The 19,034-nt window shown below is 63.5% G+C and carries 15 protein-coding genes; 6 read left to right on the top strand and 9 right to left on the bottom strand.

All coding sequences use genetic code 11. The annotated features are described in order from the left end of the window. Nucleotides 1–71: 71 nt before the first annotated feature. Nucleotides 72–356, bottom strand: coding sequence for a hypothetical protein (locus ACYQ12_RS05420; RefSeq protein ID WP_459868821.1), 285 nt, complete (start codon nt 354–356; stop codon nt 72–74). A gap of 463 nt (nt 357–819) precedes the next feature. Here ACYQ12_RS05420 and ACYQ12_RS05425 point away from each other — a divergent pair, with 463 nt between their 5' ends. Together ACYQ12_RS05425 and ACYQ12_RS05430 are read left to right on the top strand one after the other, a co-directional pair. Further along, a complete protein-coding gene (locus ACYQ12_RS05425; protein WP_459868824.1) occupies nt 820–2,589 on the top strand; it encodes an SLC13 family permease in 1,770 nt (589 codons plus the stop codon). A 216-nt stretch (nt 2,590–2,805) separates the two neighbouring features. After that, nucleotides 2,806–3,486 (top strand): alpha/beta hydrolase, encoded by a 681-nt coding sequence (locus tag ACYQ12_RS05430; protein ID WP_459868827.1) that lies wholly within the window; start codon nt 2,806–2,808, stop codon nt 3,484–3,486. Here the strand turns inward: ACYQ12_RS05430 and ACYQ12_RS05435 are convergent. After that, nucleotides 3,440–4,582, bottom strand: a complete 1,143-nt coding sequence (locus ACYQ12_RS05435; RefSeq protein ID WP_459868830.1) for a GGDEF domain-containing protein — start codon at nt 4,580–4,582, stop codon at nt 3,440–3,442. The genes ACYQ12_RS05430 and ACYQ12_RS05435 overlap by 47 nt on opposite strands. A gap of 76 nt (nt 4,583–4,658) precedes the next feature. Further along, complete coding sequence (locus ACYQ12_RS05440; RefSeq protein ID WP_459868833.1) at nt 4,659–6,488, bottom strand: ABC transporter ATP-binding protein; 1,830 nt, start codon at nt 6,486–6,488, stop codon at nt 4,659–4,661. Between the two features lie 67 nt (nt 6,489–6,555). On the opposite strand from ACYQ12_RS05440, the gene ACYQ12_RS05445 reads away from it, so the two are divergent. Together ACYQ12_RS05445 and ACYQ12_RS05450 are read left to right on the top strand one after the other, a co-directional pair. After that, entirely contained in the window at nt 6,556–7,188 is a 633-nt protein-coding gene (locus ACYQ12_RS05445) for a DUF938 domain-containing protein (protein ID WP_459868836.1), read from the top strand. Nucleotides 7,189–7,262: 74 nt separating this feature from the next. Further along, a complete protein-coding gene (locus tag ACYQ12_RS05450; RefSeq protein ID WP_459868839.1) occupies nt 7,263–7,487 on the top strand; it encodes a hypothetical protein in 225 nt (74 codons plus the stop codon). 79 nt (nt 7,488–7,566) lie between these two features. On the opposite strand, the gene ACYQ12_RS05455 is transcribed toward ACYQ12_RS05450, so the two are convergent. The 3 genes from ACYQ12_RS05455 to ACYQ12_RS05465 form a co-directional block, all read right to left on the bottom strand. Further along, the gene (locus tag ACYQ12_RS05455; RefSeq protein ID WP_459868842.1) at nt 7,567–8,979 is read right to left on the bottom strand and encodes a PhoH family protein; all 1,413 of its coding nucleotides are present in this window, start codon (nt 8,977–8,979) and stop codon (nt 7,567–7,569) included. 246 nt (nt 8,980–9,225) lie between these two features. Further along, the gene (locus tag ACYQ12_RS05460; RefSeq protein ID WP_459868845.1) at nt 9,226–10,308 is read right to left on the bottom strand and encodes an Lnb N-terminal periplasmic domain-containing protein; all 1,083 of its coding nucleotides are present in this window, start codon (nt 10,306–10,308) and stop codon (nt 9,226–9,228) included. Between the two features lie 27 nt (nt 10,309–10,335). Beyond that, nucleotides 10,336–10,734, bottom strand: a complete 399-nt coding sequence (locus ACYQ12_RS05465; RefSeq protein ID WP_459868848.1) for an MAPEG family protein — start codon at nt 10,732–10,734, stop codon at nt 10,336–10,338. Between the two features lie 184 nt (nt 10,735–10,918). On the opposite strand from ACYQ12_RS05465, the gene ACYQ12_RS05470 reads away from it, so the two are divergent. Beyond that, nucleotides 10,919–11,329 carry a GFA family protein gene (locus tag ACYQ12_RS05470; RefSeq protein WP_459868851.1) on the top strand — a complete coding sequence of 137 codons (411 nt, stop codon included), beginning with the start codon at nt 10,919–10,921 and terminating at the stop codon, nt 11,327–11,329. A gap of 92 nt (nt 11,330–11,421) precedes the next feature. Here the strand turns inward: ACYQ12_RS05470 and nirD are convergent, their stop codons facing one another. Genes nirD through ACYQ12_RS05485 form a run of 3 tightly spaced genes read right to left on the bottom strand, consistent with a single transcriptional unit; the run spans nt 11,422 to nt 15,655 of the window. After that, a complete protein-coding gene (gene nirD, locus ACYQ12_RS05475; RefSeq protein ID WP_459868853.1) occupies nt 11,422–11,820 on the bottom strand; it encodes a nitrite reductase small subunit NirD in 399 nt (132 codons plus the stop codon). After that, complete coding sequence (nirB, locus tag ACYQ12_RS05480; protein WP_459868856.1) at nt 11,817–14,393, bottom strand: nitrite reductase large subunit NirB; 2,577 nt, start codon at nt 14,391–14,393, stop codon at nt 11,817–11,819. The genes nirD and nirB overlap by 4 nt, the downstream gene beginning before the upstream one ends. Further along, nucleotides 14,390–15,655 carry an NAD(P)/FAD-dependent oxidoreductase gene (locus ACYQ12_RS05485; protein WP_459868859.1) on the bottom strand — a complete coding sequence of 422 codons (1,266 nt, stop codon included), beginning with the start codon at nt 15,653–15,655 and terminating at the stop codon, nt 14,390–14,392. Before ACYQ12_RS05485 ends, nirB begins: the two co-directional genes overlap by 4 nt. A gap of 647 nt (nt 15,656–16,302) precedes the next feature. Here ACYQ12_RS05485 and ACYQ12_RS05490 point away from each other — a divergent pair. Then, on the top strand, nt 16,303–19,008 hold the full coding sequence (locus tag ACYQ12_RS05490; RefSeq protein WP_459868862.1) for a nitrate reductase: 2,706 nt from the start codon (nt 16,303–16,305) through the stop codon (nt 19,006–19,008). The last annotated feature ends 26 nt before the right edge of the window (nt 19,009–19,034 follow it).

Consider the following 19,034-nt stretch of genomic DNA (forward strand, 5'->3'; position numbering starts at 1 on the left):
AGTATCCACATTTGTACGGCACGCGTCAATGCCGTGTTGTGAATTAATTTGTGGTGTTGGCGCCAGGCCGGTCATCCTGTCGCCACTGTCCTCAGCCGGCGACGGGGTGTGGAGACGTTCTTTACCGAGGCTGAACGAAGCTGAGCAAGCTGCTGATCGGCATGCTGGGCCTCCTGCGTGGCGATAAGGGCGCGTTGCAATGCCGCTTGGCACTCCCGTTCCAGCTCTGCGATGCGGGCTTCTCGGGCATTGATCTGCGCCGCCGCCTCGTTGACATGAATGGTGTACGACACCTCTCCATAACAGTTGCGAAGTCCGTAAGCCTCGCGCAATTCCCCGGCTGTAACCTTGGCCATGTTACCTCTTCGCTGTATCGAGCAGCGTCTCGTAGTGCTTGACGATCTCTATCGGCGGCCTGGACGGCATTGTTGAATTGATCGCCGTTGTGGCCAGGAGCCTGGATGTCGTGTCAAGCCCGTCAGTGGAGAGTGAAGGTCCTGCCGTCATACTTGGGTGGTAGGTAACCACTCACGCTTTTGTGTTAACAGATTGTTAAAAAATGCTAACAGCATGGGAGCCATGGTTTCAATTGGTTTCATTTCCAGAAGTGACCATTCACATAGGCAATTAGTCTCGAATGACAGGGCGGGGAGGGGTAAGAAAGTGGGCCGGTAGACGGTAAGGGCTTTCAGGCGAGCAGGGCGGAATGGCGCTATTCTTATACATGAAATCGCATAGCTTCATTCCCATAAATAACTTCAAGGAATAAGCAAGCTTGGTCACAATGCGTCCTGCGTTTTATTCAAGGATCGCTGGATCATGCCTTTTGATGCTTGGCTGTCGTTAGCCATCGTGGCTGTTGCCTTTCTGCTCATGGCCTTTTCCCGCCTGGGGCCAGACGTGATTCTGCTGGGCGGCGTCATCGTACTGCTGAGCTGCGGCGTGATCGATACGGAGCAGGCGCTGCAGGGCTTTTCCAACAGCGGCCTGTTCACGGTCGCCTTCATGTATGTGCTGGTGGTCAGCATTCGTGAAACCGGGGGCATCGATCTCATCATCCGCCACGTGTTGGGTCGTCCACGTAGCGAAAATACGGCTCAGGTGCGTCTGCTGCTGCCTGTTTCCGCCATGAGCGCCTTTCTCAACAATACGCCGGTGGTCGCCACTTACCTGCCTGCGGTGTTGAGCTGGAGTCGACGCTTGCGTCTGCCGGTGCACCGTTTTCTGCTGCCGCTGAGCTATGCCTCGATACTCGGCGGCACCTGCTCGCTGCTGGGCACCAGTACCAACCTCGTCGTCAATGGGCTGTTGATCGAGCGTTATCCCGATCTGGCACTGGGGCTCTTCGATATTGCCTGGGTGGGGATTCCCGTTGCCCTGGTGGGGCTGACATACCTGATCCTGGCAGGACGGCACCTGTTGCCTGAACGCCGCTCGGCTTCGGAGATGTTCGAGAATCCCCGCGAGTACACCATCGAGATGGAGGTGGACGGCAATGGCCCGCTGGTCGACAAGACCGTCGGGGAGGCGGGGCTGCGTCATCTGGAAGGGCTGTTTCTGGTCGAGATCGAGCGGGCGGGTAACGTCGTGAGCGTGGTGGGACCCGGAGAGAAGCTCAAGGCCAATGATCGACTGATCTTTGCCGGGACGACCGAAGCCGCGATCGAGTTGCAGCAGATTCGGGGGCTGATCCCCACCATGCAGGGCGAGTCCAGCCTCAAGAAGGACTTCGCCGAGCGGCGTCTGGTGGAAGCGGTGGTGTCGGACCAGTGCCAGTTCATTGGCCAGCGTATCCGCGAAGGGCATTTTCGTACCCAGTACGGTGCCGCGGTGCTCGCCGTGTGCCGCAACGGCGAGCGTGTCAACGGCAACCTGGGGCAGGTGCGTCTGCAGCCTGCCGATGTCCTGCTGATGGAGGTCCGGCCGGCCTTCGTCGAGCGTCACCGGCAATCGCGCGACTTTCTTCTGGTTAGTCAGGTCAATGGCCAGGCAAGGCCCAACCATGAGAAAGCCTGGCTGGCCTGGAGTATCCTGGCGGGCACCATCGCGCTGGCGACCTTCGGTGTGTTGAGCATTCTCAATGCGACGATGATCGGTGCGGCCCTGGCGCTGCTGACCGGCTGCTGCTCTGTCGGCGCGGCCAAGAGGGGGCTGGACACGCAGGTGCTGCTGACCATCGGTGCATCCTTCGGACTGGGAGCGGCACTGGAGAGCTCCGGCGCGGCAACCGCCATTGCCGGCGCCACGCTGTCGCTGGCAGATGGAAGCCCCTATCTGCTCCTCATCGGCGCCTACATCCTGGTCGCCTTGCTCACCGAGCTGGTCACGAATAACGCCGCCGCCGTCATCGCCTTTCCCATCGTCGTCACCAGTGCTGAGCATCTGGGAGTCAACGTCATGCCATTCATCGTCGCGGTGATGTTCGCGGCGTCGGCCAGCTTCCTGACACCGATCGGCTACCAGACCAATTTGATGGTGTATGGCCCGGGAGGCTATCGTTTCAGCGACTATCTGCGGGTCGGCGGATTGCTCAACGTGCTGACCGGAGTGGTGGCCCTGACATTGATCCCTCTGGTGTGGCCGTTCTAGGAGGCTGCCGTGCGTCGCTCATCGCTACCTGAGTTGGCGGGTTATGGGAGAGGCCGGCTTTCTGTACGAAGCAGCAGGTCGCTGATGGCGGGGCTCGCCTGGGCGCTGTCGGCCAGCGGCGTGACGGCGGGCCCGGCCGAGCATGGACATGAGGCGCGATTTTCCACATTCTTGATCACCCGATTCGTGACATATCCTCATTATCAGGAGCCTGCCATGGCCTCATCCGACCCGCTCGTCATCGAACCCGCCTCGCGCCAGCCCGCCGACGCCAGTGTGATTCTACTGCACGGCCTGGGCGCCGATGGCCACGATTTCGAGCCACTGATCCCTGCCATGGAGCTACCGGATTCGCTCGCGGTCCGTTTCGTGCTTCCCCATGCGCCGCGCCTGCCCGTGACCGTCAATGGCGGCATGCTCATGCCGGCCTGGTACGACATTCTGGAAATGAACCTGGGGCGGCGGGTCGACGAGGCTCAGCTCAAGGCCTCGGCGGATCGGGTACACGGCCTGATCGATGCCGAAATCGCGCGGGGGATCGACAGCCGGCGCATCATCGTGGCGGGATTTTCCCAAGGCGGCGCGGTGGCCTACCAGGCGGCCCTGACCTATCCCAAGCCGCTGGGCGGCCTGATAGCCATGTCGACCTATTTTCCCACGGCGGACAGCATCGAGCCGCATGACGCCAACCGGGAACTGCCCATCGAGGTCTATCATGGCACTCAGGATCCTGTCGTACCGGAGGCGCTGGGACGTCAGGGCGCCGAGCGAGCCCGGGAGATGGGATATTCGGTCAACTATCATACCTATCCCATGCAGCATACGCTGAGCATCGAGCAGGTCCGGGAAATCAGTCGCTGGCTGACGGCTCGGCTGACGGATACGAAGACCCCTTAGTGCCGTCGGGCGCTTCCTTTGCGAAGCATAGCTGATTGCGCCCCTGAGCCTTGGCGCGGTACAGCGCCTGGTCGGCGCGTCTGAGTGCGTCGGCAAGGCTTTCTCCCGACGCGACCATGGCCAGCCCGGCGCTGAATGTCAGCTCGGATACGATCATGCCGGGCTGACTCAGCCGCTGGCGGAGCTGCCGGTCGAGTTGAACCGCCATGTCGGGTTCGGCCTGGATCACACCGAGAAACTCCTCTCCACCGCAACGTCCCGCCTGGGCCCGGCAGGAATGCGCGATCTGCTCGAAGAGCATGGCGAAGGTGGTCAACACCTTATCGCCGTGCGGATGGCCATGCCTGTCGTTGATCGCCTTGAAATGATCGAGATCGCAGATCAGCAGGCAGCAGTGTTCGTTACGGACGATCACGTCATGGGCATACTGATGAATGGCCCGGTGATTGAGCAGTCCGGTCAGGCTGTCGCGGTTGGCGAGCTGTTCCAACTGACGGGCATAGCGTTCGGCGCGGCTTTGCTCCTGGTGGGTGCGCCGCGCATGTCCTGCCACAAGAAGCCCCAGAAGGGTCGCCGACAACAGATAACAGAAGGTTTGGTCCAGCAGGCGCGACAGGGGCGTGGCATAGCCCGAGATCCACTGTGGCTGGAGCTGCTCGAAGCCGAGCAACAATGGCGGCATCGCGACCAGCCCGGCTATCACGGCCAGGCGCTGCTTCCCGATGTCCGCCATCAGGACCAGCGCATAGGCCAGCGAGGTGAGATAGAACATGATGGCCGGCCCCTGCGAGCCGGCATTGAACAGCCAGTTGATGGGAAGGATAACGAAGGCCAGAAGCTGGATGAACAGGATCACCATGCGTCGATACTCCCCGTGCCAGCGCGAGCGATACCACATCACGCCCACGCACGCGGCCATGGCCAGCAGCAGCAGGTTGTATATGAACGGCGTGATATTCAGCAGCCAGTTGAAAAGTGCCGAAAGCAGCAGAGTGCTGGTACCCAGCATCAGGAACGCGTGATGCATGCGGTGCGCCGGTTGCTGGTCGTCACCGACGATCCAGACATAGCAGCGTTGCCAGAAGCGGTATCCCATCGTGATGTTCCTGTTTGGGCCGGCGGCGGGTACCGCCTCTTTTTCTTTTCAAGAAGCGTAACACCTTCGGCCAGGTTCACTGATAGCCTTTTGCCTGCAGCCGGAACAGCTGGGCATAGCGACCATCAAGCGCCAACAGAGCGGCATGGGTGCCCTGTTCGATGATGGCGCCATGCTGCATGACGATGATCTGGTCGGCCATGCGCACCGTGGAAAAGCGGTGCGAGATGAGAATGGTCATGCGTGCCTCGGCGTGCTGACGGAACTGTTCGAAGACCTGGGCTTCGGCCGCCGCGTCCATGGCCGCGGTAGGCTCGTCGAGTACCAGGATGTCGGCCTCGCGACGCATATAGGCACGGGCCAGGGCGATCTTCTGCCACTGGCCGCCCGAGAGCTCCTGACCGTTCTTGAACCAGCGGCCCAGTTGGGTGCGGTATCCTTCGCTGAGCGTCTCGATGAAACCTTCCGCCATGCCTTGGCGGGCCGCATCGCGCCAGCGGGACTCGTGGGCGAGGGCCTCGACGTCACCTACGCCGACGTTCTCGCCGACCTGCAGCTGATAGCGCACGAAGTCCTGGAAGATCACGCCGATCCGTCGGCGCAGCGCGGCCACGTCCCACTCCTGCAGGTCGCTGCCGTCCAGCAGGATGCGCCCTTCGCTGGGTGTATAGAGCCGGGTCAGCAGCTTGATCAGCGTGGTCTTGCCTGAACCGTTCTCGCCGACCAGTGCCAGGCTCTGGCCGGGGCGCAGATGCAGATCGATATGACGAATGACGGGATGCGCCGCCCCGGGGTAGCGAAAGCTGACATTCTCGAAGCGGATACCCTCTCCCGGGCGCGCGCCTTCGCGGAGATGGCCGCTCTCGGGCACGACGGGCTGTTCGAGATACTCGTAGAGGTTGGAAAGGTAGAGGTTGTCCTCGTACATGCCGCTGATCGCCGTGAGGCTGGCGCTGACGGCCGCCTGGCCCTGCTTGAACACCGCCAGATACATGGTCAGCTGGCCCAGCGACAGGCGGCCCGCGACGGTATCGATCACCGCCCAGACATAGGCGGCATAGAACGCCAGCGTACCCAGCAGGCCGAGCAGAAATCCCCAGCTGTCGCGGCGGATCGTCAGGCGCCGGTCCTCGGCGTAGAGCCGGTCGAATATCGCCCTGTAACGCCGTAGCAGCTCGGGACCCAGCCCGAACAGCTTGACCTCCTTGATGCTGTCCTCGCGGGCCAGCACGACTTCCAGATAGGTCTGCATGCGTGTATGCGGCGAGCGACGCCGGAACAGGCGGAAGGCATCGCCGGAAAACTTGGCCTCGGAGAAGAACACCGGCAAGGCGCCGACCATCAGCAGCGCCAGGGCCCACGGCGAGAACTGCACCAGCAGCACCGCGAAGCTGGACAGTGAAATGCCGTTCTGGATCAGGCCGAAGGTCTTGTTGACCAGGGACAGCGGGCGGGTCGAGGCCTCACGGCGTGCGCGGGTCAGCTTGTCGTAGAACTCCGAGTCCTCGAACTGCGCCAGCGACAGGGTCTGAGCCTTCTCCAGAATCATCACGTTGACGCGCTGGCCGAGCAGAGCGCGCAGGAGCGATTGCTGCGCCGAGAGGGCACGCTGGGCCAGGGCAATGAGGGCGACGACGCCAGCTTCGAGGGCCACATAGCGCAGCACCGGACCCAGCGGGGCCTGGGCGTCCTGCTGATGGGCAGCCGCGGCGGCGACGACGGCATCGATGATCAACTGGCCGAGCCAGGCGGCCACGGCGGGCAATATGCCGGCGACCAGCGTGCATAGCGCCAAACCCAGCGTCAGGGGGCGTGACGTGCTCCACACCAGGCTCAGCGCACGGTGGCTGTAGCGGAACACAGCGAAAAAGCGCGCCGCGGACGACGAGGCGGTTTGACGTGACAAGCGACCATCCCTTAGACAGAATCGAGCAGGCCCGACAGTGTAAGCGATCAACCAGTGAGGATGCGTCATGCAGAGCATGGATTCCCTGTCCGGTACGTCGCCGGAGGCACGGCTATCGAGCCCGGCCGCGCAGCGTAACCGCGAGCCGGTGCTCGCCGTCCTGCGCGAGACCCTGCCTGCCGAGGGCAGCGTGCTCGAGATCGCCAGCGGTACGGGCGAGCACATCATCCACTTCGCCCGCCACTTGCCCGACCTCCGCTGGCAGCCCAGCGATCCCAGCCCGGAGGCCCGACGCTCCATCGAGGCCTGGCGGCAGCACGAGACACTTGCCAACCTCGAGACGCCGCTGGATCTGGACGTCACCGTACGCCCCTGGCCGGTCGAGCCTGTTCAGGCCATCGTCTGCCTGAACATGATCCATATCGCTCCCTGGGAAGCGGCCGAAGCGCTGCTGACCGAGGCCGGCGAACGTCTCGCACCGGGCGGGGTGCTGGTGCTGTACGGGCCGTTCAAGCGTGCGGGCGTCCACGGTGCGCCGAGCAATGCCGCCTTCGATGTCGAACTGCGTCGGCGCGACCCGGCCTGGGGGGTACGCGATCTGGAGGCCGTCGTGGCGCTGGCGGAGCAGGCGGGGCTGCGTCTGGAGCGTGTCGTCGACATGCCGGCCAACAATCTCAGTGTGGTCCTGCGTCGTGCTTGATTAATCCGCCGTTACCCCAAAGACTGTGTAGGAACAGGGAGCTGTTGGGTTTCGATTCTCAGAGGAGACGCCAGATGTCCGATTTTTCAGAAGAATTCCGCCTGCCGACCGGCTGTCCCAATTGCGGCAACCATCGAATGCGTGTCTCCGCGGCCCGTGATCCCGAGGACAAGGTGTTCTGTGTCTCTTGCAACACGTTCGTGTGCCTCTACAAGGAGGCGAAAGAGCGTATGGATGACGACCCCAAGAGCGAGGCCGAGGAACTCATGGAAAGGGTCATGAACAGCAAGAAGACCTGACGCCACGCATCCACTTCATGACTGCCACGGCCTGCTCGCGCAGGCCGTGGTGTTTGAGACGCGTTCGGAAGAGCTGCGCTCAGAGCAGTTCTTCCGCGGCCAGGGCCAGGCGCGAACGCTCGACACTCTTCATGGTGATATGGCCGGCATGGGGCCAGTCGCGAAAGCGTTCGACGACGGCAGCCATGCCACAGGTGTTGGCGGTCAGATAGGGGGTGTCGATCTGGCCGACGTTACCCAGACAGACGATCTTGGTATTGCGCCCCGCCCGGGTGACCAGCGACTTGAGCTGCTTGGGCGTGAAGTTCTGGGCCTCGTCGATGATCAGGAAAGTATCGTTCAGCGTCCGCCCACGCATGAAACCGGGCGAGCGGATCTGTACCCGCGAGCCGATCAACTGCCGCGTGGCGCCTTCGCTCCAGCTCGTGGAGCCATCCTTCTCGTCGCGCAGCAGATTGTCCATGTTGTCGTGGAAGGCGCCCATCCACGGCGACATCTTTTCCTCCTCGGTGCCGGGCAGAAAGCCGATGTCCTCGCCCATGGGGATGGGCGCCCGGGTGAACACGATACGCTCGAAGCGCTTGGCATCCAGTGTCTGCTGAAATGCGGCGGCGAGCGTCATGAAGGTCTTGCCGGTACCGGCATTGCCGGCGATGGTCACCAGATCGATCTCCGGATCCATGAGCAGATTGAGAGCGAAATTCTGACGACTGTCGTGGGCATGCACGCCCCACACGCCGGCATGGTGACGATAATTGACGAGCAGTTGCAGCGTTGCCCGGCGCGGTGAGAGTTCGCGCACGATCGCTTCGAAGTCGGCGCCATTCTCGCTGTCGGAGACCAGCATTCCGACATGCCAGTCTTCGGGCATGGGGCCGTTCAGATGGTAGAGAATCCGACCTTCGGTGCGTTCGACCCGGACTTCCGCGTTCAGCGACTCCCACAAGCCGGCGCCGTCCCGGCCGGCGTCGGCATAGACCTTGGCCCCTTCGATCATCGCGTCGGAGTCACCGAAGGCGCGATCGTTGAGGTAGTCCTCCACCGGCACTTTCAGTGCCGCGGCCTTGACGCGCAGGTTGATGTCCTTGGTGACCAGGATCACCGAGGCATCCGGACGCTCGTCGCGTAACCGGCAGGTCTCGGCGAGCAGACGGTTATCGGGCGAGTCGATCAGTGGGTCGAGGGGCTTGAGGTCCTGATAGCAGAGAAAATGCAGGTGACCCGTGGGGCCGACGCTACCCGGCAGAGGAATGCCGTGCTGAATGTCCTCGGGGGTGGCCAGTGCCGTCAGATCGGAGAGAGTGCGGCTGATCTGGCGAGCGGTTCGGGCGATTTCACGGATGCCGTTCTTGTGCTTGTCGAGCTCTTCCAGAACGGTCATGGGAATGACGACGTCGTGTTCTTCGAAATGATAGAGGGCGGCGGGATCATGAATCAGGACGTTGGTGTCCAGCACGTAGAGCCGGACGGCTTTCTTGTCGATTCGCACCATCGGCGGAAGCACTCCTTTGGGTTGACAGCCTCATCGACGCTGACAGGGAGATGTGACATCTACATGGCACGTCGGCATTGAGCCGCCCTGTCGGTGTCGCTTCCTGCCTGCCGGCAATGTCCGGCAAGATCTGGCGAATGATGTATCGGCGCCTCCTGTCTCGGTGGGGTTGCCTTAAAGATGAACCGATTGTGCCAAAAGCGCCACTGTCGATGACAGTTGCGTTAAAACCGGCAGAGCGTAATGTCAGTTCGCGGCGTTGGATGGTGGCAGGATCAGCGTGCCGTCCGGGGCCGGTACGCCGCGCCTGATCGCCGTCGAGAATCCCGCTGTTGAGCGGCCTCGTGCGTCGTCGCTGGCCCTGGCGCGTGGATTGATGTAGCCACGCGAATGCAGCTCGTCGAAGGGCCGGGAGGTGTCGAGGCCGCCCAGGTCATAGACGTAGTCAGGCAGATAGCCGGAGAGAATCAGACGGCTGTCCAGCGGCAGGCCGGGGACGATATGCTTGACCATGTCGAACACCAAGGTCGTGCAGTTGGTGAACAGCGTGTTGTAGAAGCGCGGCGCCTCATGCAGTGCGTGAGCTTCTTCGAGGTAAGAGAGGAACAGCGCCCGCGCCGCGCCCGCAGGCAGTTGCACGCGGTAGAGATAGACATCCTCGCCGCGTACGTTGCTGCGCGTGCGCACGATGTCGCGTTCGTCGGCGGCGATCAGGCTGACCTCGTACTGCTTGAAAAACCCGCCGAGAGTGGAAAAGGTTTCATCCCGCTCGCGCCGGATCTCCACGGAGAACACCAGGTAGCGACCGTCATCGAAGCCGAAGCTGACCAGCGTGTGGGCGATTGCCGGCCCCATCCAGTAGGAGACCAGCAGATCGGTGGAGCGCAATCGGGCCAGATCGTACTGCCGGGTTTCCCAGCGTGGCGTGAAGTCTTCGGGAGTATGCCACTCGAAGTTGCGTACGTTGTGCAGCGTGACTCGGTTGCCCTCGACCTGCGCCGAGAGCTGGCGTGCCACCTCTGGCGCCCACTGACGCGTGTTCAAGGGCTCAAGGGATACCCACCATGCGCACAGCACGGCGAAGCTGGCCGTGAATGCCAGTACGGTGCGCCATCGGTAACGCTGCCACGACGGGAGCAGCAAGGTTACGATTCCCGCGCAGGCCAGCAGGCCCCATGACGTGATCACCAGATAGGTCAGCCATGCGGGAGCCGGCAGTTGATACTTCAGCGCCAGCCCCCCCCAGATGGCCGCGACCGTAAACGCCAGCGCCAGCAGCACACGCCCCGCAAGGCGCAAGCAGCGGCGCAGCCAGTGATTTTTCGTCATATGCCCCATGCGATCCGGATTCGCTCCCTATACCGGCCCCAGAATGGCAACCAATATCAGGACCAGGCCGAACAGACCCACGCCCCAGGCCAGGGAGCGGACAAACGGTACGCCGAAGGCGTAGAGCGGCACGTAGACAACACGAGCGACGACATAGAGCCAGGCACCCCAGAGGGTCAGCATGCCGTCGCGTCCGGCGACGTGAGCGATCAGCACGGCGGCGATGAATAGCGGCAACGTCTCGAACAGGTTCTTTTGCGCCCGCGACAACCGTCCGGTGATCTTGCCCATCGGCGGGCCCGGCTCGTCGCGGGGGCCGGCATTGTAGACGATGCCGGTCTCCTTGTTGCGAAACATGGCGGGCAACAATATCTGCACAATGGCCAATACCAGCGTCCAGCCGAGCAGGGTCAGTTCGACAGTCATGGGGGGCTCCTGGCAAGAAAACCTGATGTCAGCAAGGTTAGCATCTTCATGGCGATCGTTTGGTTCAGTTTCGCTGCAGGCCCAAGTTCGATGATCGGTTGGTAAAAGCTTTGCTTGGCAACGAAGATTCAGGTAGTCGCCGAGGAAGGCGAATACATTCGAGATGTCACGACAGGAGTCCATCATGACATTACAGCAGTCTCATTCCGGCGGCTGCCTCTGCGGTGCGGTACGCTTTGCTGCCCGCCACAATGGCGAAGTCAGCGTCTGCCACTGTTCGATGTGCCGACGTGCGATGGGCGGGCCGATGCTCGCCGTTATCTGTGAAGGCGAGCCGAGGTTCGAGAAGTGCGAAGCGCTGGGAATCTATCGCTCGTCAGATACCGCCGAGCGAGGCTTCTGCCAGCGTTGCGGCAGCCAGCTCTTCTATCACGGGATGGCAGACGACAGCTATGCCTTCACCGCCGGCAGTTTCGACGATCAAAGCGGATTGGTCATGATCGAGCAGATATTCCTGGCCGACAAGCCGGATTTCTATGCGCTGGCCAACGAGACGCGCTGCTTTTCCGGGGACAGGACGCCCGACGAGACATGACGAACGGGGCAGGGGCGTTGGGTCGCTGAGGGGAAGGACCATGGCAGACAGGGCAGAGCGTACCCGGCGGCAGACGTCGGGTACGGCAGACATCAGCGCGAGGTGCCGATCAGTACCCGATCGCCGTCGATGCGCACCTTCCAGGTGCGCAGCTTCACCGACTCGTCCTCCAGGCAGACCCCGTCGCGCAGACGGAAGTGCTGCTTGTAGAGCGGCGAGGCGACCATCGCTTCGCCGCTCTTGTCGCCGACGATGCCGCGGCCGATGACGTTGGCATTGGCGAAGGGGTCGTGGTTGTCGAGGGCGTAGAGCCGTGCCTCGCTACGCTCGGGGCCGGCGGGAATGTAAAACAGCGCCACCTGCGCGTCCTGCCACCAGGCGACGACGCCGGAATATTCCACCAGATCGCGGACTTGGCATAGCGGATGCCACTGAAGGCTTCCCTGCTGGGCGGCCTGCGTTTTCACTTCGGCTTGGGCAACAATGCTCATGAGTGGGTCTCCATGGCCGGATGATCGGCGTTGATTTCACGCACCGGGATTTCGTTGAGACGCGCCGGACGCGGCTGCTGGCGCTCGTCGACGACGCGAATGTCCGGATCGGGGCGCTGGTCGTTGACGAAGGTGCGAAAGCGCTTGAGCTTCTCGGCGTCCTTCAGCGCGTTGGCCCACTCGCACTCGTACTGGTCGACGACGTGCTGCATCTGCGCCTCGAGTTCGGCACCCAGGCCGAGACTGTCGTCGATGATCACCTCCTTGAGGTAGTCGAGCCCGCCCTCGAGGCTCTCGCGCCATACCGAGGTGCGCTGGAGCTTGTCGGCGGTGCGGATGTAGAACATCAAAAAGCGGTCGATGTAACGGATCAGCGTTTCGTCGTCGAGGTCGGTGGCGAACAGCTCGGCGTGGCGTGGGCGCATGCCGCCGTTGCCGCAGAGGTAGAGATTCCAGCCCTTTTCGGTGGCGATCACGCCGACGTCCTTGCTCTGCGCCTCGGCACACTCGCGGGTGCAGCCGGACACGGCGAACTTGAGCTTGTGTGGCGAGCGCAATCCCTTGTAGCGGTCCTCGATGTGCAGCGCCATGGCCACGCTGTCCTGCACGCCGTAGCGGCACCAGGTGCTGCCGACGCAGGATTTCACCGTACGCGTCGACTTGCCGTAGGCGTGGCCGGTCTCGAAGCCGGCCTCGATCAGCTCGGCCCAGATGTCGGGCAGATCGTGGAGCTGGGCGCCGAACAGGTCGATGCGCTGGCCGCCGGTGATCTTGGTGTAGAGATTGTACTTCTTGGCCACGGCGCCGATCGCGATCAGCTTGTCCGGGGTAATCTCTCCGCCCGGAATGCGCGGCACCACGGAGTAGGTGCCGTTCTTCTGCATGTTGGCCATGAAGGTGTCGTTGGTGTCCTGCAGCGGCACGTTCGAGGCGTCGGTGATCGGCTTGTTCCAGCACGAGGCGAGGATCGAGCCCACCGCCGGCTTGCAGATCTCGCAGCCGATGCCGCCGTTGCCGTGCTTCTCCATCAGTTCGTTGTAGCTCTGGATATTTTCCACGCGCACCAGGGAGTAGAGCTCCTGGCGGGTGTACGAGAAATGCTCGCAGAGCGACTTGTCGACCTTCACGCCGCGGGCTTCGAGTTCATGCTCGAAGACGCTCTTGAGCAGCGCCGCGCAGCCGCCGCAGCCGGTGCTGGCTTTCGTTTCGGCCTTGATCGCGCCGAGATCGGTAGCGCCGGCGTCGATGGCGCTGCAGATCGCGCCCTTGGTGACATTGTGGCACGAGCAGATCGAGGCCGTGTCGGGTAGCGCATCGGCCCCCAGCGTCGGCACGCCTTCGCTGCTGGGAAGAATCAGCGAGGCGGGATCCTTGGGCAGTTCCAGACCGTTGCTGTAGTACTGCATCAGCGTGTCGTAGACGCTATTGTTGCCGACCAGCATGGCGCCGAGCAGCTTCTTGCCGTCGCTGGAGACCACCAGCTTGCGGTACTCCTGCTTGATCTGATCCAGATAGCGGAACATGCGTGCACCGGGGTTGCGGTCGCCATGGGCATCGCCGATGGCGCCGACATCCACCCCCAGCAGCTTCAGCTTGGTGCTCATGTCGGCCCCCTTGAAGGTGAGCTCGCCCTCGGTGAGCGTGTCGACGGCGGCCTTGGCCATCTGATAGCCGGGACCCACCAGGCCGAAGATACTGTTGCGCCATAGCGCCACTTCGCCGATGGCCAGAATGCTCGGATCGCTGGTGCGGCAGTGGTCGTCGATCACGACACCGCCACGCTCGCCTATCTCGAGTCCGCACTCCCGGGCCAGGTTGTCGCGGGGACGGATGCCTGCGGAGAACACGATCAGGTCGGTCTCCAGTACCTTCTCGTCCTGGAAGACCATGCGGTGATAGCTGGCCTGACCGTCCTCGATGTGCTGGGTGGCCCGGCCGGTCAGCACCTGAACGCCCAGGTTCTCGATCTTCTCGCGCAGCAGTTCGCCGCCTTCGGTATCGACCTGCATGGGCATCAGGCGCGGGGCGAACTCCACCACGGCGGTATCCAGATTCAGGCCGCACAAGGCGTTGGCGGCCTCCAGCCCCAGCAGGCCGCCACCCACGACCACACCGGTATTGGCCGTTTCGGCCGCCGCGCGGATCGCATCGAGATCCTCCAGGGTGCGATAGACGAAGCAGTTGGGGCGATCGTTGCCCGGAATCGGCGGCACGAAAGGGTAGGAACCCGTCGCCAGCACCACCGCGTCGTAGGGATAGCGGCCCTGTTCGGTCACGATCTGGTGGCTGTCACGGTCGATACGTGTCACCTCTTCGCCCAGACGCAAGGTGATGCCGCGGCCCTGGTAAAGGCCAGGCTCGCACATCGCCAGTGACTGGGCATCACGCCCGGTGAAGTATTCGGAAAGGTGCACACGGTCGTAGGCCGGATGACGCTCCTCGCCGAAGACCAGGATATCGAAACGCTCGGTGGCGTTACGCTCGATCAGTTGTTCGACCAGATGATGGCCGACCATACCGTTGCCGATGATGATGAGTTGCTTCTTGGTCGTGGGGGTTGCGTTCACGGTCATGCGGCCTCCTCGAGTCGCTGGGTCGCGTCATGCGCGCCGAACAGCAGGGCCTGACGGCAGGCGCCGAGGTCACGTCCGGCAAGGGATTGAGAAAAATACCAGGGGCCGGCAGCGGTATCGCCGTACAGCACGGCCCCTTCGAGTCGATTGTTGCGCAGCAGCAGACGGCGGTAGTCGCCGTGCTGCGGGTCGTGATAGGTCAGCACCTCATGCCCGGGAGAGGGTTCGATGGGCCCGAAGGCGTAGAGCGACAGGCCGCTGATCTTGAGCTTGGTGGCGGCGGGCGCTTCGCTGTAGCCTTCGCATGTTTCGCCGCAGAGCCTGGCGGCGAGTACGTCCACCTGGCGCCAGATCGGTTCCACCAGGCCATAGGTGCTGCCGTCGTATTCGCAGCATTCGCCCAGTGCGGAAATGGTCGGATCGGAGGTGGCCAGCCAAGCATCGACGACGATGGCGCGATCGGTGGCCAGCCCGGCGATTCGGCCCAGCTCGGCATTGGGGGTGATGCCGGCCGCCATGACGACGCAGTCGGCGTCCAGACACCTCCCGTCCTCCAGACGCACCCCGGTGACCCGGCCCTGACCTTGGCCCTCGAAGCCGGCGAGGCGCGCGCCGGTCAGCACCTGCAGCCCCCGCGCTTCGAGTTCCGCCTGCAGCAGATCCGCGGCGGTAGGGTCGAGCTGTCGGTTCATCAGATGCGCGGAGCGCTGCACTACGCTGACCGCCATGCCGCGTTTGCGCAGACCTTCGGCGGCTTCCAGGCCCAGCAGCCCGCCGCCGATCACTACGGCCCTGCGGCCGGGCAGGGCGGCGGCATCGGCCAGGTTGGCGGCGTCCTGCAGGTCGCGGAAGCCATGAATGCCGGCGAGCCGGGTGCCGGGAACATCGGGCATGGCCGGACGCGAGCCGGTCGCGATCACCGCATGGTCATACGCGACACGGCGTCCGGTGTCGGTGATGGCACAACGTGCGTCACGCTCGAGCGTGGTGACCCGCTCGCCGAGAATCAGCTCGATGCCCTGGGCGGCATACCAGTCGGCGTCACGCAGGTCGAGCGCCTCTCGGGTCACTTCGCCCGCCAGCAGCGGCGAGAGCAGGATACGGTTATAGGCCGCACTCGGCTCGTCACCGATCACCGTGATCCTTCCGGGGCGGTCGTCACGGGCAAGCAAGGTCTCGACCAGACGATGCCCGGCCATGCCGTTGCCGATTATCAGCAGGTGATCCTGAGCCGAGAGTGGTGCGGCGGACTGGGTCGTCACGTGCCCTACCTCCCCAATGGAGTCTTGAAACGAAAAAATGGCGCCTGACGACGGAAGAGTCCTTGTGGGTCTTCGCCGTCAGGCGCCATTGCCTGTGTTCGGTGCTGCACTGTATCTGGTGGCTGGCCTTGCCAGCGGGACACTTGGCGCGTGCGCCAGGATCGTCATTGATCGGTCCTGACATGGATTAAGCCGGGAACGTGCCAGTTTGATTTTATTTCTTGTTATTCAAAGGCTTTTGATTTTTTCGTTTTAAACGAAACGGGGAGATGGAAGGGAGCGGAGGGGCGTGCGGAGGCAGGAATGTGCGCTGGGTGTGCAACAAAGCCCCTTTCTGCGACCTCATGGTGCAATGCGTCATCGCGAGCGAAAGGAGCTCTACGCCCGGTAGAGGGCTAAAGATAGAAAACGCATGAAGCAAAGGGCTTTTTATATCAGTTGGCATGGGGATTGCTTGGTATGCGGGTATCGATTCGCCGATGCCATGCATGCACGGCTGCGCCAACGGCGGCGCCCAGGCGAGTACCCGATCAGCAACGCGTTCGACAGGCAAAGAGGCCTGACCCTGTAATCATCGGGGTCAGGCCTCCTTGCGTTTCGGCAAGCCATCAGCATCGAGGCTGGACAAGCCAGCCAAGGGGGCCAGAATGCAAGGCGCTACCACCTGCCCATATTGCGGAGTCGGCTGCGGTGTCATCGCCACTTATGAAGATGGCGTGATCACCGGAGTGGAGGGTGACCCCCAGCATCCGGCCAACCATGGCCGTCTGTGCGTCAAGGGCTCCGCTCTTCATGAGACGCTCGGCGAGCATGGACGGTTGTTGTATCCGCGCGTCGATGGGCAGGAGGTCAGCTGGGAGCACGCCCTCGACAGCGTTGCCGAGCGCCTTGCCGCCGTGCGTGACACGCATGGCAATGACGCCGTGGCCGCTTATCTCTCGGGGCAGCTGCTGACCGAGGACTACTACGTCGCCAACAAGCTGTTCAAGGGCTTTCTGGGAACGCCGCATCTGGATACCAACTCGCGGCTGTGCATGGCCTCGGCCGTGGCCGGCTACAAGCGGGCCTTCGGTGCCGATGCCGTGCCGTGCAGTTACGAGGACCTGGAGTTTGCCGAACTGGTGGTGCTGGTGGGGTCGAACCTGGCCTGGAACCATCCGGTACTCTTCCAGCGCCTGCGCGCCGCCAAACAGCTCAATCCATTGTTGCGCGTGGTGGTGATCGATCCGCGCGTCACCGATACCTGCGAGATCGCCGATCTCTATCTGGGGCTGCGTCCGGGCAGCGATGCGCGGCTGTTCACCGGATTGCTGGCGTGGCTGGTCGACAAGGGCAAGCTGGATCGGGTCTATCTCGATGCCCACACCGAGGGCCTGGAGGACGCCCTGGCCGCGGTCCGCGAGGACGACAACCGTCTGGAGTCGGTTGCCGCCGACTGCGACGTGGACCCCGAGCGCCTGGAAACCTTCTATTACTGGTTTGCCACCCAACTGCACGTGGTCACGCTCTACTCCCAGGGCGTCAACCAGTCGAGCAGCGGCACCGACAAGTCCAATGCCATCATCAATTGCCACCTGGCGGGTGGCAAGATCGGCATTCCCGGCGGCGGGCCGTTCTCCATCACCGGCCAGCCCAACGCCATGGGCGGGCGCGAAGTGGGCGGCCTGGCCAACCAGCTCGCCGCGCACATGGATTATCACACCCCCGGCGCGCGGGATCTCGTCACGCGCTTCTGGAGTGCGCCCCAACTACCCGAGGGGCCGGGCTACAAGGCGGTCGCGCTGTTCGAGGCCATCGAGCGCGGCGAGATCCAGGCGCTGTGGATCATGGCCACCAACCCGGCGGTCAGCCTGCCCGACGCCAACCGGGTACGCCGGGCCCTGGCCAAGTGCCCGCTGGTCATCGTCTCCGACTGCGTGACCGACAACGACACCCTGGCGTATGCCGACATCATCCTGCCGGCCTCGTCGTGGTCCGAGAAGGACGGCACGGTGACCAACTCCGAGCGGCGCATCTCGCGCCAACGCGGCCTGCTGCCGCCCCCCGGTGAGGCGCGCCATGACTGGTGGATCATCAGCCAGGTCGCAAGGCGCCTGGGTTACGGCGATGCCTTCGCCTATCGTCACCCTGGCGAGATCTTCGACGAGCACGCGCGGCTGTCGGGCTTCGAGAACCCCGTCGACAAAAAGGCTGCAGGTGCGCGCCTGTTCGACATCTCCGGGTTGGCTGGACTCGACCGCGCCGCCTATGACGCCCTGGCGCCGATTCAATGGCCGGTCAACGCCGCCGCGCCCCAGGGCACCGCGCGGCTGTTCGAGCACGGCCACTTCATGACGCCCAACGGGCGCGCCAGGTTGGTGCCGGTACGCTCACGGGAGCCGGTCCAGGCACTGAGCGATGCCTGGCCGCTGCGCCTGAACACCGGGCGCATTCGCGACCAGTGGCATACCATGACGCGCACCGCCCGGGCGGCGCGGCTGATGAATCATCGTGCCGAACCGTTCATCGACATCCATCCCCTGGACGCCGAGCGCTATGGTCTGCGCGACGGTGCCTTGGCTCGGCTGAGCGGCGAGGACGGCGAGTACCGTGCCCGAGTGCGGATCTCCACGGCCCAGCGGCGCGGCGATGTTTTCGTGCCCATGCACTGGAACGATCAGTTCAGTGGACACGCCCGCATGGGCAGCCTGCTGGCGGCGAATCTCGATCCCGTCTCCGGCCAGCCCGAATCCAAGCATGGCGCGGTGGCCATCGCACCGCTGCGGGCGCAGTGGGAGGCCAGCCTGCTGGTGAGCCATGACATCGAGGCCGCCGGGCACTGGCGAGACGACACCGTCTACTGGACCCGCATACCCTTCGCCCATGGCGAGCGCTGGCAGCTGGCGGGCGAACACGCTCGCGACTGGCTGAGCTGGTGCCGCGACAACCTGCCTGGCGAACTCGGCCCCTGGTGTCAGGACGCCGCCACCGGCCGGCTGCGTGCCGCCGGCCTGGTCGACGGCAAGCTGGCGTGGTGGCTGATGGTCGGGCCGCCCAGCGACCTGCCGGGGCTCAACTGGCTCAACGAACGTTTCGGCCAGGCGTCGCTGAGCGACAGCGAACGCCGCCGCCTGCTGGCGGGCTGCGCCGCCGGCGAGGCCGATACCGGCCCGGTGGTGTGCAGTTGTCATCAGGTGGGACGTCAATCCATCATTGCGGCGATTCGCGCCGGCGATACCAGCGTCGAGGCGCTGGGCGCCCGACTGGCCTGCGGCACGCAATGCGGCTCGTGCATTCCCGAATTGAAATCACTGATCGAAGAGGAAACCGCCCATGATCGCACTATTGAAGCAGTGGAAACCGAAACTGCCTGATCTGCTGGGCTACCTGCCACGCCTGT

This window comes from Halomonas shantousis (assembly GCF_054654615.1).

Bases quoted from the DNA above. Each gene is read 5' to 3' on its own strand.
- ACYQ12_RS05470 (WP_459868851.1), top strand. From the start codon at position 10,919: ATGACATTACAGCAGTCTCATTCCGGCGGCTGCCTCTGCGGTGCGGTA.
- ACYQ12_RS05450 (WP_459868839.1), top strand. From the start codon at position 7,263: ATGTCCGATTTTTCAGAAGAATTCCGCCTGCCGACCGGCTGTCCCAAT.
- ACYQ12_RS05445 (WP_459868836.1), top strand. From the start codon at position 6,556: ATGCAGAGCATGGATTCCCTGTCCGGTACGTCGCCGGAGGCACGGCTA.
- ACYQ12_RS05490 (WP_459868862.1), top strand. From the start codon at position 16,303: ATGCAAGGCGCTACCACCTGCCCATATTGCGGAGTCGGCTGCGGTGTC.
- ACYQ12_RS05460 (WP_459868845.1), bottom strand. From the start codon at position 10,308: ATGACGAAAAATCACTGGCTGCGCCGCTGCTTGCGCCTTGCGGGGCGT.
- ACYQ12_RS05455 (WP_459868842.1), bottom strand. From the start codon at position 8,979: ATGGTGCGAATCGACAAGAAAGCCGTCCGGCTCTACGTGCTGGACACC.
- ACYQ12_RS05430 (WP_459868827.1), top strand. From the start codon at position 2,806: ATGGCCTCATCCGACCCGCTCGTCATCGAACCCGCCTCGCGCCAGCCC.
- nirD (WP_459868853.1), bottom strand. From the start codon at position 11,820: ATGAGCATTGTTGCCCAAGCCGAAGTGAAAACGCAGGCCGCCCAGCAG.
- ACYQ12_RS05420 (WP_459868821.1), bottom strand. From the start codon at position 356: ATGGCCAAGGTTACAGCCGGGGAATTGCGCGAGGCTTACGGACTTCGC.
- ACYQ12_RS05425 (WP_459868824.1), top strand. From the start codon at position 820: ATGCCTTTTGATGCTTGGCTGTCGTTAGCCATCGTGGCTGTTGCCTTT.
- ACYQ12_RS05465 (WP_459868848.1), bottom strand. From the start codon at position 10,734: ATGACTGTCGAACTGACCCTGCTCGGCTGGACGCTGGTATTGGCCATT.
- ACYQ12_RS05435 (WP_459868830.1), bottom strand. From the start codon at position 4,582: ATGGGATACCGCTTCTGGCAACGCTGCTATGTCTGGATCGTCGGTGAC.
- nirB (WP_459868856.1), bottom strand. From the start codon at position 14,393: ATGACCGTGAACGCAACCCCCACGACCAAGAAGCAACTCATCATCATC.